This window comes from Vibrio sp. Vb1729 (genome assembly GCF_033338655.1).
GTDB lineage: Bacteria > Pseudomonadota > Gammaproteobacteria > Enterobacterales > Vibrionaceae > Vibrio > Vibrio alginolyticus.
Genome location: NZ_JAWOTB010000011.1, coordinates 40,890 through 54,527 on the forward strand (window position 1 = coordinate 40,890; position 13,638 = coordinate 54,527).

A 13,638-nucleotide genomic window follows, 5' to 3' on the forward strand; every position below is an offset into this window, starting at 1 on the left:
CCTAGACAACAGGCTTATCTTTTCAATGAACCGCCTGAAGTACGAATCACGTCTTGATACCAGAAAAAGCTTTTCTTGCGTTTACGTTCTAGCGTTCCTTGCCCATCATCATGACGATCGACATAGATAAAGCCGTAACGTTTGCTCATCTCAGCGGTTGAGTTCGCGACCAAATCGATTGGTCCCCAACTGGTGAAGCCCATCAGCTCAACGCCATCAAGAATCGCTTCGTGTGCTTGCACAAGGTGGTCGTTCAAGTAAGCGATGCGGTAATCATCCTGAATCTCACCGTTTTCATCGATTTCATCACGCGCGCCTAAGCTATTTTCTACGACGAACAGTGGCTTTTGGTAGCGATCGTGAAGGAAGTTCAGCAGAACGCGAAGACCTTTTGGATCGATCAGCCAGCCCCATTGGCTCTTTTCAAGATATGGGTTTGGTACGCTATCGACGATGTTACCCACTTCTTTCTGTTTCGGATCCGCGCTAGCACAGCCACTTGCGTAGTAGCTGAATGAGATGAAGTCGACACTCGCAGACGCAATTTCTTCTAAGTCGCCTGCTTCCATCTGAATTTCAATGCCGTTTTCGCGGAAGTAACGCTTCATGTAGCCAGGGTACTGACCACGTGTTTGCACATCACCGAAGAACAACCACTTGTTGTTTTCATGCATTGCAGCAAGCACGTCATCAGGGTTACAGGTATATGGGTAGTTGATTGCGCCAAGCAGCATGTTACCAATCTTGCCGTTTGGTACGATTTGCTGACACAGTTTTACCGCTTTTGCGTTGGCGACTAGTTGGTGGTGAATCGCTTGGTAAATCTCTTGTTCACTGGCGTCTTCTTGCAAACCAACACCAGTAAATGGTGCGTGTAGAGACATGTTGATTTCGTTGAACGTTAACCACAGCTTCACTTTGTCTTTGTAGCGTTCCAGCACGGTGCGAGCATAACGTTCGAAGAATTCGATGACGCGACGATCGCCCCAACCACCGTAGTTCTCGACCAGTGCGTAAGGCATTTCGTAGTGAGATAATGTCACGAAAGGTTGGATGTTGTGCTCGGCAAGTTCGTCAAAAATTTTATCGTAGAACGCCAAACCTTCTTCGTTAGGTTCTAGTTCGTCCCCGTTCGGGAAGATGCGGCTCCATGCCAAAGAGAGACGCAGACAGTTAAAGCCCATCTCTTTGAACAGCGCGATGTCTTCTGGGTAGCGATTGTAGAAGTCGATCGCCACGTCTTTGATACCCGGTGTACGCTCTTCACGGGTTTGATGCGGACTCAAAATACCGTTTGGCAGCATGTCTGATGTCGATAACCCTTTACCCCCAAGGTTGTACGCCCCTTCTACTTGGTTTGCAGCAATGGCACCGCCCCAAAGAAAATGTTCAGGAAACTTAATCATGTTTCTCACTCTTTATCGTTCGGAAGTTATTCGTCTTATTTGCTTGAGAATAGTGTAGGTCAAGGAGGGATTCTTGTATCGAGATCGTGTTTTTCTCAAACAGCGGGGATGCCTAGTTCTAATGATGATTTTGTAATCAATATCACCTTAGGCTGATTTGAACAATAAAGTGAAAGTCAGCCCATTTTGTTCATTCTTATGCACAGTAATTTGTCCGTTCATATCACGCATATTGTTGGCCGTAATCGCTAAACCCAGCCCCAATCCTTCACCAATTTTCTTTGAGGTTTGGAAGGGTTCGAACATGGATTCAAGCATCTCATCCGACACGCCGCAGCCATTATCACTGATGATCAGTTCGACCTGATTGCTGGTTGGGTTGACGATCAAGCTGAGCTGCGGGTTGGTGGTATTGTTCATTGCGTCTAGCGCATTCGAGACAAGATTACCGAGCACCTGAAGCAGTCGTTGTTCTTCACCCATGATATTAGGTAAATCATGAGGAACGCGCACACGCACATCCACCTTGTCTAATTGGGATTGATAAACGCGTAAGGTCTCTTCGAGTGCGGAGGTAAGAGAAATCGCCTGTAGGCTTTCTGGTTTGTTGTAGGCGAACGTCTTTAACTGACTGGTCATGCTTGCCATGCGATCAATCAGCTTCTGCACCAATACGTTGTTGGCTTTCATCATCTCGGTTTCACCGCGTTCCGCTAGTAGCTCGTTCGTGGTGAGCAGGGTGCGCAAGCCCGTCAGTGGCTGATTGAGCTCATGAGTGATCGCGCTCGACATGCGACCCAAAGCGGCCATTTTGCTCGATTCAATTAATTGGCTTTGTGCTTCTTTTAGCGCTTGAGTACGCTCTTCTACCCGCTGCGCCAGTTCTTGGTTGACCTGTTGCAGTGATTGCTCGGCTTTTTTCCGCTTGCTGATGTCGATGATCGTCGCAAGGAAATACTGCTCGCCATGCCAAGGGAAACTGGTTAGCGAGAACAAGACAGGGAAGACGCTTCCGTCACTGCGTCTGGCAATGGTTTCGACCGTGCTGATCTCTGCGAGCTCTTTATGTTTAGGTAAATCCTTGAGCAACTTAAGTGTGGTGGAATTGGGATTGCCTGCGTCGAATAACTCCCAAGCAAAAGCATGTCGATTGACGCTTTCTGGTAAACAGAACAAACGCTTCGCCATTGGGTTGAGATCGAACAGTTGCCCTTGTTCATCAATCAATAGCAAACCAACGTGGGTTTTATTGATCATCTGTTTCAAGCGGCGTTGAGACTCTTCCAACAGGGCTTGAATTCGTTGTTGATTGATGTGCTTTTGTCGACGTTGTAGACCAATGATGACGAGTAATACAACCAACAAGAGCAGCGCCGCTACGCTCCAACCAATCACGTTGATGGTTTGTTGAATCGGCTTAGAAGGGGTGAGGTAGCTGACGTACCAATTCAAATCATCCAATTTAACGGTGTGCGCAAAATAGCGTTGCTGATTGAGCGTCCACACACTGATATTGGTGTTGTCGTATAAGCGCTGCGTTTCTAACTGAACGGTGTTGCTCGGTTCGTTAAACCAGTCTGCGTTATAAAGCGAGCTGCTTGATAGGAAAAAGCGTTGCTGGCGATTTTGCAACGTAATGATGTCTTGGCTAGTAATGGTCTGTTCGGTCAACAAGCTGAGGTTGATCTGCACCACCACAATGCCTGCGATATCCAGACCGTCGTAGATAGGAGCTGCAAGGTAATACAACGGGCTCGAACCTTTGGTTTTGTTCACCAAGGAAACACCGCCGCCTTGGTTATGAATTTGTTCCACAATGGCTTTTCGGTCAGACAAGCTAAAGCGCTCTTCGATTAAACTCGAGACCAATACTTCGCCAGAGTTAGACAGGATTAGCCAACCTTCCGTATTGGCGGCTTTATCTAGTTGAGTCAGTTGGGTTTGCAACGGTTCGTAATAAGTCAGATTCCCTTTCACAAAAGCGATGGTTTCTGGGTTATTGGTGACGAGGTAAGGTAAGTGGTAGAAACGTTTGAGTGCACGGCGAACTTCACCGATATAGTCGAGCAGTTTTTGTTGAGCTTCGGTTTGAGTTTGTACGCTCAACCATTGACGAGCAACCTCTCTGCTGGCGCTATAACAAGACAACATCAGCACTGCTGCAATTACGACCACAAGCCAAGTTTTGCCATTCCTTTTGCGCTGCATACTGACTCCGTTCAGCTAGTGCGTTCTCACCGAGAGTCATTAAAGAGTGCGCCTAACTGGTTGGATGTTAAAGACTTGTAAGCAAGAAGTGAGATCTAGCTCCTTTTCTCCTCAGTGGTTTTTGCTACCGTTAGCAAAGAGCGATTTCTATTCCACCTACGGTAGTAACTCATGGCTTTTGACGACACCCCTAAAATTGCACTTATCGAAGACGATGACATTGTTCGTCAGGCTACCAGTCAGTGGCTGCAACTGGCGGGGTTCGACGTGACCGCATTCAGTTTAGGAGAAGAGGGGAAAGCGGCCATTCTTAGCCAAGAATTTGATGCGATTGTCAGTGATGTTCGCCTGCCGGACACCGACGGCTTGTCGATACTAGAAAGCCTGATTGCTAATCACATCCCAACGCCAGTTATCTTGATCACCGGACATGGTGACGTCGATATGGCGGTAGGCGCATTACAAAAAGGTGCATTCGATTTTATCGAGAAACCTTTTCAGCCAGAGCGTTTATCCCAACGAGTGACCGAAGCGGTCGAGAGTTATCGCGCACAAACGTCTACTCAAGATCGCCAAGAGTACCTATCTAGCGTTAGCGGCTTAGAAGAGGTGTTGATTGGGCGAAGCCGAGTGATGCAACAGCTTAGAGAACAAGTAGCCAAGTTAGCACGCATTGATACCAACGTGATCATTTACGGTGAGACAGGTTGTGGTAAAGAGCTGGTAGCGACCAGTTTGCACAATGAAAGCCAACGCAGAACCCATCATTTTGTGCCAATCAACTGTGGTGCAATTCCTGAGAATCTGTTTGAAAGTGAGCTGTTTGGGCATGAAGCAGGGGCATTTACCGGAGCGGGTAAAAAGCGCATTGGTAAGTTGGAATACGCGGATAAAGGCACTTTATTCTTTGATGAAATCGAGAGTATGCCGCTGTCGATGCAGGTGAAAGTGTTGCGTTCATTACAGGAACATACGGTTGAGCGCGTTGGGGGTAACCAACAGATCTCGGTTGATTTAAGAGTGATCGCCGCCGCGAAAGAAGATCTCAATGATCATGACGAGTTTCGTCAGGATTTGTACTATCGTCTTAATGTGGCGCAGATCTATTTGCCACCGCTACGTGAGCGAGAAGAAGATGCGTTGATCTTGTTCGAACACTTTGCTCTGAAAAGTAATCCTGAGAGTCGTCCGCTGAGTGAAGCCGATAGAAAGGCCATTCTTGCTTACTCTTGGCCCGGTAACGTACGTGAGCTTAGGAATGTAGCGATGCGTTTTGCATTGGATGAAACCGTCTCCGTGATGGAAATTCTCTCCAGTCGACCATCCTCAACAACCGAAGAGACGCATGCGGGCGTGCCGTTGGCGATTCAGCTACATAACTTTGAACGTAAGGTGCTACATGATTCTTTAGTCAGGCATCATGGACGCATCAATGAGGTGATGCAGGAGTTGGATTTACCACGTCGAACCCTTAACCAAAAGATGCAGAAGTTTGGTTTGAATCGCTCCGACTATACTTAGTGCGATTTCTAGCTAATGTAAAATCATTGGCATAACAAACACGTTATGCGCTTTTGGCTGGAGCTGGGACAAACTTATAATTTAGGTCTTTCCCTTCTCCAAACAAGGTAACGAGGTTCCTTCCAGTATGTTTAGAGCTATATAGCGCTTCGTCTGCTTCAGCAAGCGCCTCTTGAAGTGATTGCCCCTCAGATAACTGACTGATACCAAAGCTCATGGTCACTTCAGTTTTAAATGATTGCAAAGCGGTTTCAGTTTCGACCGCAAGGCGAATTTGCTCTGCGAAAATTTTGGCTTGCTGTGCTTTTTCGAGCAAAACAATCATGAACTCGTCACCACCAAATCGCACAATGCAGGCTGACTCAGGAAGATGCTTTTTAAAAATAGTGGAGATCGTTGCCATGACGGAGTCGCCAACCGTGTGACCATAGTGATCATTAATCGCTTTGAACTTGTCTACATCAGTCATAATAATGCTGATTGCTTGGCTTTTTTTATGTGCTTTATTAACCAAGTTTGGAACGATTTCTTCCATGGCTCGACGATTATATAGCCCTGTGAGTGCATCTAAATGAGAGAGATCATTAATGGATTGCACCAAGCGTCCGTTAATTAACCACAGCATACTAAAGCTCAAAGCAACGATCAGGCAGATGCTAAATAAGAAAGTCAGCTGATGGATAAGGCCTGCGACCATAAAGCTTGGTAACTCACCTGAAAAAGTACTCCAAAGCGCCCTAAATCCCATAAAAAAACTAAATCCAAAGAAAGAGTAAGCCATTGCTTTAACAGGGAGCTTTAAGTCCTTTTGGGTACCTTTAAGCATAGCGACACCACTAAAGAAGGTGACGATACAAATATACATGCTCAGATAAATAATACGGCTTTTGATAGAAGGATCATGGAAGGTGAAATAGTAAAATGAACCACTGAAAACAGGTGTTAACAAGGTGAGACAGTGAGCCAATTTTAAAGGGTATTGACGAAAAATGCTTACGCTATATAGCGTAAGCAAGAAGCCGACTAATATGAGAGTGTTGGCTATGACGATGGTCAGCCAGTCTGGCGCAGAGCCTCTAAAGCCAAGTAAAAAAGGGCCTAAACCAATGAACAGTAGTGATATCGAGAAGGTTTTTAAGCCTTTGACTCTACCCTGAGTGTATTGATAACAAAGCAGACTAATAGAGTAAATGCAAGAGAACAGAATAACGATAAAGTTCAGTGTTCTGATGTCTAGATACTGATTATCCATAGGCGACCCATATCAATCTTTCATTCAGGCAACTCCTTTGCCTGATATCAATAAGCGAGCTACATAGTAACTCACTTATTGAGCGATGTCTTATGTTAAATGTCTATTCATTCACCAGCTCGAATTGTTCGGTTTGGTTGGTTTTCGTCGTAAACAGCAGACCAACAATCATCATAAATACGCTAGGCATAATCCAGCTAGCAAAGTCATTGTACAGAGGCATGTAATTACCCATCCACTCATCGGTGGAATCTGGCATGTAACCTAGGATGTGCAGCGCATCAACACAACCAAACGTTAGAGCAGTGAACGCCGTCGCGACCACCATGATTTGCGACATCTTGTTACGCACTGGTGCCATGATCATCAATGCAATCGCTACTGGGTGAAGCGCCACAACCGCTGGCAATGTGATAGACAATAGTTGCTCTAGACCTACGTTAGCGATTAAACCTGCCAATACCATAGTCGTGACAACGCAGCCTTTGTAGTTCACTTTGCTGAAAGTGTTGTCGTAGAACTCACTGCCTGCGGTGGTTACGCCGATAGCAGTAGTCAAACACGCCAATACCATCACGGCACCAAGTAATAGTGAACCAAATGCGCCGAAGTGGCTGAAGGTGAATGCCGTTAAAATGTCGCCACCGTTACTGAATTCAGAACCCAAGTATGAGCTCGTCGAGCCAATGTAAGCCAATGAGATGTAAACAAATGCCATGGCAACCGCGTACATCAAAGCAGCAATTAGTGTGTATTTTGCAGTGGCTTTCGGACAATCCACACCCATGCTGCGAATCGCGCGGAAGATAATCCAGCCAAAACCGATAGAACCTAATGCATCCATGGTCATGTAGCCTTGGGTCAAGCCTTCAGCAAATGCGCCAGATACGTATGGTCCCGTTGCGGCAGTTAGCTCACCAGCAGGAGAAATCAAAGCCGTCACAGACATGATGATCAAGATACCCATCAAGGCAGGCGTTAAGATCTTACCTAGGTTGTCGACTAATTTGCCCGGGTATAGCGCAAACAAAATGGTGATAACACAGAAAGCAATTGTGAAAGGTACCAAAGCGGCATCACCAAACATTGGTGCAAAGCTGAATTGGTAAGCCACGGTAATCGCACGTGGAATCACGAACGCAGGGCCAATCACAATAAACACCATCACCCAAAAACTGGTCGCCAAAGGTTTAGGTAGGGCAGCGGTTAATTTGTCTGAACCGTTTACGATAGCCACCATCACCAGTGCCATCGCAGGCAGACCTACACCCGTCAAGAGGAAGCCAGACATCCCGCTCAGAAAGTTTTCACCTGCTTGGTAACCCAAAAATGGAGGGAAGATCAGGTTACCCGCGCCTAAGTACATGGCGAAAGTCATGAAGCCCAAAGCGGCGATATTGCGTGCGCTTAACATTGTTATTCCTCTTATGTTTCGCTTGGAAGAAACTGAAAGGAATGGGAGGAGTATGTGGTGTTCCCGTCAGCTTCTTCTCAAGCTGACAGAAAGTTTAGATATAGCCTGTCAGCTCTGAATCAGTTTCAGAGAGAGCAGGAGGATCGCAGCAGCAACGCCAGATGGGCGTTTTAAAGCGAATTGTAATTGCGCAGTTGCTGACATGGGTGATCCTTAAAGACGAAAAAATACCAAGGAATACGTTTGCCTTGGCGTGTTGTTACACTAACGAACATAGGGCCATTGGCACAACCCCGAAGTAGAAAATAAGTTGATACGGTCAGTGTTTATTTCTGAACTGGTGGATCGAGCTGCTTTTTAAATTCAAAATTAGAATAAATGACTTTTCATTTCTTTAACATGGCTTGTTTTGCTGTATTTTTGTGCTATTTGTAGTCGTTTAGGCTATAAACCTCCGCTGATAAAGTGAGCAGTTTAGAATGATGCGCTTTTTCTTCTTATTGTTAAGACGCTCATTAGTTGCAATTCAATCCAAAATTGCATCGGCAAAATATTGCTTATTAGTGAATCGTGCATTTATTTTGTCTTGATCACATTTTATTAACCTTTTGCGATCTAGGCGTGTAACCTTCTTCTCTTCAATGAGCAAGATCTTGCTCATTACTTTGCTATCAAATCAGCATGATTTTGCTCATTTTTGATGTCTTTCAGTACTTAGTTCAATAAATACAAAGGGTTAAAAGTTGGCATTTCAATTGCTCTAGGGAATGTGTTGTTAATAAAGGTTTAACATGATGTAAATCCCCAATCGTGAAACGACTACACGGAGAGTAATAATGAAAATGAATAAGCTGGTAAAAGCTTTGGCTGTCGCTGTGACTTCTTTTGGTATTGCTGCTAACGCTGCGGCAGAAGATCGTAGCTACATTCTTGCAACGGCATCGACAGGTGGTACTTACTACCCTGTGGGCGTAGCGTTGGCGACGTTAAGCAAAGTGAAATTGGCACCAAAGCACCACTTCTCCCTTTCTGCAATCAGCTCTGCGGGCTCTGGTGAAAACGTCAAACTGCTGAACGAAAACGAAGCACAGTTCGCGATTCTGCAAGGTCTTTACGGTGCATGGGCTTGGTCTGGCGAAGGTCCTTATGAGAAGAGCGGTCGCCAAGAGCAGCTGCGTTCAGTCTCTATGCTGTGGCAAAACGTTGAGCACTTTATTGTTCGCTCTGACCTAGCAAAAACGGGCACAGTGACTGATCTGAACAACCTAGATGGCAAGAAGTTCTCTATCGGTAAGAAGAACTCAGGTACTGAGAACTCTGGTCGCCAAATCATGAAAGGTCTGAAGGTCGACCCTGATAAATTCAATCTTGCTTACATGGGTTACGGCGGCAGTGCGAGCGCACTTCAAAACGGCACCATTGACGGCATGAACACGCCTGCGGGTGTACCTGTTGGTGCGGTCACTCAAGCTTTTGCTGCGTTGGGTAAAGACATTTCGATTCTTTCGTTTACTGACGAACAAATCAAAGAGGCGAACGGCAATTACAACCTATGGACGAAGTACGAGATCCCAGCGAACACGTACCCGGGTCTAGATAAGCCGATCACCACCATTGCACAGCCTAACTTCTTGGCAGTTCGTGAAGATATCTCGGAAGAAGACGTTTACCAGCTAACCAAAGCGATCTACGAGAACCTGCCTTTCCTACAAGGCATCCACAAAGCAACAAAAGCAATGGCGATTGAGAAAGCGATCGCTGGCTTGCCAGTGCCTCTTCACCCAGGTGCGGTGCGTTACTACAAAGAAATGGGCATCGAAATCCCATCAGACCTAATGGCGAAATAACGCCAACTTCGCCCCGAGTTTCGGCTCGGGGCATTTTATCCCTACCGATTTCTAAGATGGAAAAAGCCGCCAGAGCTTGGAGTATGAGATGAGCGACTCAATAGAAAAGGAATTGCAGAAGTTTGAGCTGCCCACGCGCACTGATTTTCCGTGGGTAACCACCACAATCACAGTGTTTGGCGTGGTGTTGTCTGCTTTGCACATTTGGTTTAATACCTTATCGACGTTACCAGAGTTATGGATTTCCGCGACCCACTTTGCTGGCTTTGCGGTGATTTGTGCGCTTTGGTATCCGGCTCATATCTCTCTCAAGCAGAGTAAGATTGCACTCGGTATCGATGTGTTAATTGCCATGGGCGCGGTCGCGTGTTTGCTCTACATTCCCTATGCCGAAGATGCACTCTACGAACGCGGTGTGAAGTTCGTGACCAGCGATTGGGTCTTCGCCATCATGGCAATTTTGATTGTTATCGAACTGATTCGACGCACCATGGGCTGGTTTATTCCAGTGTTGATTGTGGTGTGTTTAAGCTACGTTGTGCTTTGGGGTAAGTGGGCGACAGGTATTTTCCACTTCCCGGGTTTGAGCATGGAAACCTTGCTCTACCGCAGCTTCTATTCTTCTGAGGGCATGTTTGGCTCTATCTCACGCATCAGTTGGACTTTCGTATTCATGTTCATTCTGTTCGGTGCGTTTCTTGTTCGCTCTGGTGTTGGTGATTACATCATCAATGTGGCACGTGCTGCGGCTGGTAAAATCATCGGTGGTCCGGGTTTTATCGCAGTGATAGGGTCCGGTTTGATGGGCTCAGTATCGGGCTCTAGTGTGGCAAATACGGTTTCCACCGGTGTTATCAGTATTCCTTTAATGCAAAAAGCGGGTTTCCCTTCGCGCTTTGCTGCGGGCGTTGAAGCTGCGGCGTCGACAGGTGGTCAGTTGATGCCACCAGTGATGGGAGCGGGCGCTTTCATCATGGCGTCTTACACGCAAATTCCTTATGTTGATATTATTGCCGTTTCTTTCATTCCTGCTCTTATCTATTTCTTGTCTGTGGCGTTCTTTGTGCGTATCGAAGCCAAACGCAGCGGCGTTCAAAAAATCACGACCAGCGATGAATCTCTACTGAAAGTGTTGATCAGCGGTTGGCACAATCTTATCCCACTGGCGGTATTGGTTACTTTGTTGGTTCAAGGCTTTACGCCAACTTACGCTGCTGGCTTGTCGATCATTTCTGTGGTGATGGCTTCTTGGTTCTCGAAAGATCACAAGATGGGACCAAAAGCGATCATCGAAGCGCTATCGCAAGGTGCGAAAAACATGGCGACAACAGCCGTATTGCTGGTGGGTATCGGTTTGGTGATCAACGTGATCAGTACAACGGGCATCGGCAACACCTTCTCATTGATGATCGACGGTTGGGCGAATGGCGACTTGTTCATCATGATCGTTCTGATTGCGCTCGCTTCTCTTGTTTTGGGTATGGGTTTACCTGTTACAGCGGCGTATATTGTGTTGGGCACACTGTCTGCCCCTGCGCTTTACAAGTTGATTGCGGAAAACCAATTGCTTGAATTGATGGTGTCGGGTCAATTGCCAGAACAAGCAAAAGCCATCTTCATGTTGGCGGCGCCAGAAAAGTTGGAACTTCTTAATGCACCAATGGCGTTGGAAACTGCGAAAGAAATGGTGGCGTTAGTACCTGCAGACTTTATGGAAACCCTACTAGAGCAAAGTTTGGGTATGGAAGCGGTAGGCTTGGCATTGCTGGCTGCTCACCTCATCATCTTTTGGTTATCGCAAGACAGTAACGTTACGCCACCAGTGTGTTTGACCGCTTTTGCAGCAGCAACCATCGCCAAAACACCACCGATGCGCACTGGTTTGATGGCGTGGAAAATCGCCAAAGGTTTGTATCTTGTACCGCTACTTATTGCCTATACAGGTTTGGTCAGTTGGGATGTGACGTCGGTAATTACCGTAGGCTTCTTTGCCATCATCGGTACCTATGCATTGATTGGTGCGATTGAAGGCTACTTGGAAGGTCCTCTAAACATTCTGACGCGTCTCTTGTTGGTAGTGGTGGGTACATTGCTGGTTTGGCACGACATCCCAATGTTGGTTCGTGTGGCAAGCTGTGCGGTATTTGTCGCGGTGTTCATTTACAGTGGTCGCAAGTTCAAATTGCAACAATCTCAACTATCGGTTTTATAAGAGGTCGTATGAAATCAGTCTATGACTACATCATTGTTGGTGGCGGTATCGTTGGTGTGTCGACAGCATGGCAACTACAGCAACGTCATCCAGACAAATCCATTTTATTGGTTGAGAAAGAGTCCGGTTTTGCCAAGCATCAAACCGGACACAATAGCGGCGTGATTCATGCCGGGGTGTACTACGCACCGGGCAGCTTAAAAGCGGATTTTTGTAAGCGTGGGGTAGAGCGAACCATTTCGTTTTGTGCCGAGCACGATATTCCGGTGGAGAACTGTGGCAAGTTACTGGTTGCGACCAATGAGCAAGAAGTCGAACGCATGAATGCCCTCTATGAGCGCTGCCATGTCAACGGCATCGACGTAAAGCTACTCGATGAAGTCCAACTCAAGCTGGCTGAGCCAAACATCACAGGCTTGGGTGCGATTTATGTCAAAACCACCAGTATTGTCGATTATCGTTTGGTCACAGAGCAGATGGCGGAAGAGTTTAAAAAGCTTGGCGGTCAAATCAGCCTGAGAACCAAAGTGGTGGCTGCCGAAGAGAAAGACGAAGAAGTTCAATTGACCTGCATTTCAGACGGGCAAACCATGCAGCTCAATGCCAAATTCTTGGTCACTTGCAGCGGCTTGATGGCGGATCGTATGACTAAGATGATGGGTATTCCAACCGATTTCCAAATTATCCCTTATCGTGGTGAATACTACCGCTTAGATAGCAAACACGACCAAGTGGTGAATCATCTTATTTACCCAATTCCCGACCCTGATTTGCCATTCTTAGGTGTCCACCTGACTCGCATGATTGATGGCAGTGTGACCGTTGGTCCAAACGCGGTGCAAGGCTGGAAGCGAGAAGGGTATGACAAGGTTAACTTCAGCTTGCAAGATACCATGCAAATGCTCAGTTTCTCCGGCTTTTGGAAGGTGACACAAAAGCATCTAAAAACCGGATTGGCTGAGTTTAAGAACTCGTGGTGGAAGCCGGGCTATCTCAAGTTGGTCAACAAATATTGCCCAAGCATCAAGGTAGAAGATCTCAAACCATATCCTGCGGGTATTCGTGCGCAAGCAGTGTTATCCGACGGAACCTTGGTTCATGACTTCTTGTTTGCCGAGAGCGCAAGAAGCTTACACGTTTGCAACGCCCCCTCTCCTGCAGCGACATCTGCAATGCCTATTGGAGAGTACATTTGCGATAAAGTGAATGAGAAGATAGAAGCGAAAACGGTATAAAACAAAGGCGACGTAACTGTCGCCTTTGTTTTATTTGAATCTGGGGATTAGGAGTCGCCATCTTTAGGGCAGAGTTCGCCTTTCTTTGCGTGTCTTTCGATCATGTAATCGCCTCGGGCACTGTGCAATACAATTGCATTCCAGACTTGACCATCTTGCAACTCGAACTCAAACGCATAATGGGTGCCGCCGACCATTTTCGTTCTCACCTCATGAATTGCTTTCAATTTATCATCGGCAGTCATTTGATAAAGCACCATGTTGAGTGAGCGTCTTGCGTCAGGAGTTGCTTCAGCAAGTTGCCAATGGCCCTGCTCGTCTGTTGCGGAGCAAATAGACCGCATTTTACTTTTCATGGCGGATGACATCTGTTTGTCTACGGCCAATGCATTTGGTGAAAACAGTGGAACCGTCAAAGGAATCAAAGTTACCAGAAACCGCTTTAAGGTCATAAAAACACTCCGTTGTTTTACTCTTGCTTGAGTATAGACCTCAATGGCTTCAGATGTGGTGCAGTCGACTCTGGGCCTACAATATCGCAGT

The 13,638-nt window shown here is 46.5% G+C and carries 9 protein-coding genes; 4 read left to right on the forward strand and 5 right to left on the reverse strand.

Features of this window, described 5'->3' with window-relative positions; all coding sequences use genetic code 11:
* Positions 1-14: 14 nt before the first annotated feature.
* Together R7E29_RS05045 and R7E29_RS05050 are read right to left on the reverse strand one after the other, a co-directional pair.
* The gene (locus R7E29_RS05045) at positions 15-1,406 is read right to left on the reverse strand and encodes a glycoside hydrolase family 1 protein (protein WP_017635524.1); all 1,392 of its coding nucleotides are present in this window, start codon (positions 1,404-1,406) and stop codon (positions 15-17) included.
* 147 nt (positions 1,407-1,553) lie between these two features.
* Positions 1,554-3,614: a sensor histidine kinase gene (locus R7E29_RS05050; RefSeq protein WP_017635523.1), complete on the reverse strand. Its 2,061-nt coding sequence runs from the start codon at positions 3,612-3,614 to the stop codon at positions 1,554-1,556.
* 171 nt (positions 3,615-3,785) lie between these two features.
* On the opposite strand from R7E29_RS05050, the gene R7E29_RS05055 reads away from it, so the two are divergent.
* Positions 3,786-5,135 (forward strand): sigma-54-dependent transcriptional regulator, encoded by a 1,350-nt coding sequence (locus R7E29_RS05055; protein WP_017635522.1) that lies wholly within the window; start codon positions 3,786-3,788, stop codon positions 5,133-5,135.
* Positions 5,136-5,178: 43 nt separating this feature from the next.
* Here R7E29_RS05055 and R7E29_RS05060 read toward each other — a convergent pair whose 3' ends face one another.
* Both R7E29_RS05060 and brnQ read right to left on the reverse strand, forming a co-directional pair.
* Entirely contained in the window at positions 5,179-6,387 is a 1,209-nt protein-coding gene (locus R7E29_RS05060) for a GGDEF domain-containing protein (RefSeq protein ID WP_054576191.1), read from the reverse strand.
* Positions 6,388-6,490: 103 nt separating this feature from the next.
* Positions 6,491-7,801, reverse strand: a complete 1,311-nt coding sequence (gene brnQ / locus R7E29_RS05065; protein ID WP_054576190.1) for a branched-chain amino acid transport system II carrier protein — start codon at positions 7,799-7,801, stop codon at positions 6,491-6,493.
* 836 nt (positions 7,802-8,637) lie between these two features.
* On the opposite strand from brnQ, the gene R7E29_RS05070 reads away from it, so the two are divergent.
* From R7E29_RS05070 to lhgO, 3 genes are all read left to right on the forward strand, one after another.
* Entirely contained in the window at positions 8,638-9,648 is a 1,011-nt protein-coding gene (locus R7E29_RS05070) for a TAXI family TRAP transporter solute-binding subunit (protein ID WP_017635521.1), read from the forward strand.
* Positions 9,649-9,736: 88 nt separating this feature from the next.
* Entirely contained in the window at positions 9,737-11,860 is a 2,124-nt protein-coding gene (locus R7E29_RS05075) for a TRAP transporter permease (RefSeq protein WP_054576189.1), read from the forward strand.
* A gap of 8 nt (positions 11,861-11,868) precedes the next feature.
* Positions 11,869-13,095 carry an L-2-hydroxyglutarate oxidase gene (lhgO, locus tag R7E29_RS05080; RefSeq protein ID WP_054576188.1) on the forward strand — a complete coding sequence of 409 codons (1,227 nt, stop codon included), beginning with the start codon at positions 11,869-11,871 and terminating at the stop codon, positions 13,093-13,095.
* 47 nt (positions 13,096-13,142) lie between these two features.
* Here lhgO and R7E29_RS05085 read toward each other — a convergent pair whose 3' ends face one another.
* Positions 13,143-13,547 (reverse strand): hypothetical protein, encoded by a 405-nt coding sequence (locus tag R7E29_RS05085; protein WP_054576187.1) that lies wholly within the window; start codon positions 13,545-13,547, stop codon positions 13,143-13,145.
* Between the last annotated feature and the right edge of the window lie 91 nt (positions 13,548-13,638).

Bases quoted from the DNA above. Each gene is read 5' to 3' on its own strand.
- R7E29_RS05045 (WP_017635524.1), bottom strand. From the start codon at position 1,406: ATGATTAAGTTTCCTGAACATTTTCTTTGGGGCGGTGCCATTGCTGCA.
- R7E29_RS05050 (WP_017635523.1), bottom strand. From the start codon at position 3,614: ATGCAGCGCAAAAGGAATGGCAAAACTTGGCTTGTGGTCGTAATTGCA.
- R7E29_RS05055 (WP_017635522.1), top strand. From the start codon at position 3,786: ATGGCTTTTGACGACACCCCTAAAATTGCACTTATCGAAGACGATGAC.
- R7E29_RS05060 (WP_054576191.1), bottom strand. From the start codon at position 6,387: ATGGATAATCAGTATCTAGACATCAGAACACTGAACTTTATCGTTATT.
- brnQ (WP_054576190.1), bottom strand. From the start codon at position 7,801: ATGTTAAGCGCACGCAATATCGCCGCTTTGGGCTTCATGACTTTCGCC.
- R7E29_RS05070 (WP_017635521.1), top strand. From the start codon at position 8,638: ATGAAAATGAATAAGCTGGTAAAAGCTTTGGCTGTCGCTGTGACTTCT.
- R7E29_RS05075 (WP_054576189.1), top strand. From the start codon at position 9,737: ATGAGCGACTCAATAGAAAAGGAATTGCAGAAGTTTGAGCTGCCCACG.
- lhgO (WP_054576188.1), top strand. From the start codon at position 11,869: ATGAAATCAGTCTATGACTACATCATTGTTGGTGGCGGTATCGTTGGT.
- R7E29_RS05085 (WP_054576187.1), bottom strand. From the start codon at position 13,547: ATGACCTTAAAGCGGTTTCTGGTAACTTTGATTCCTTTGACGGTTCCA.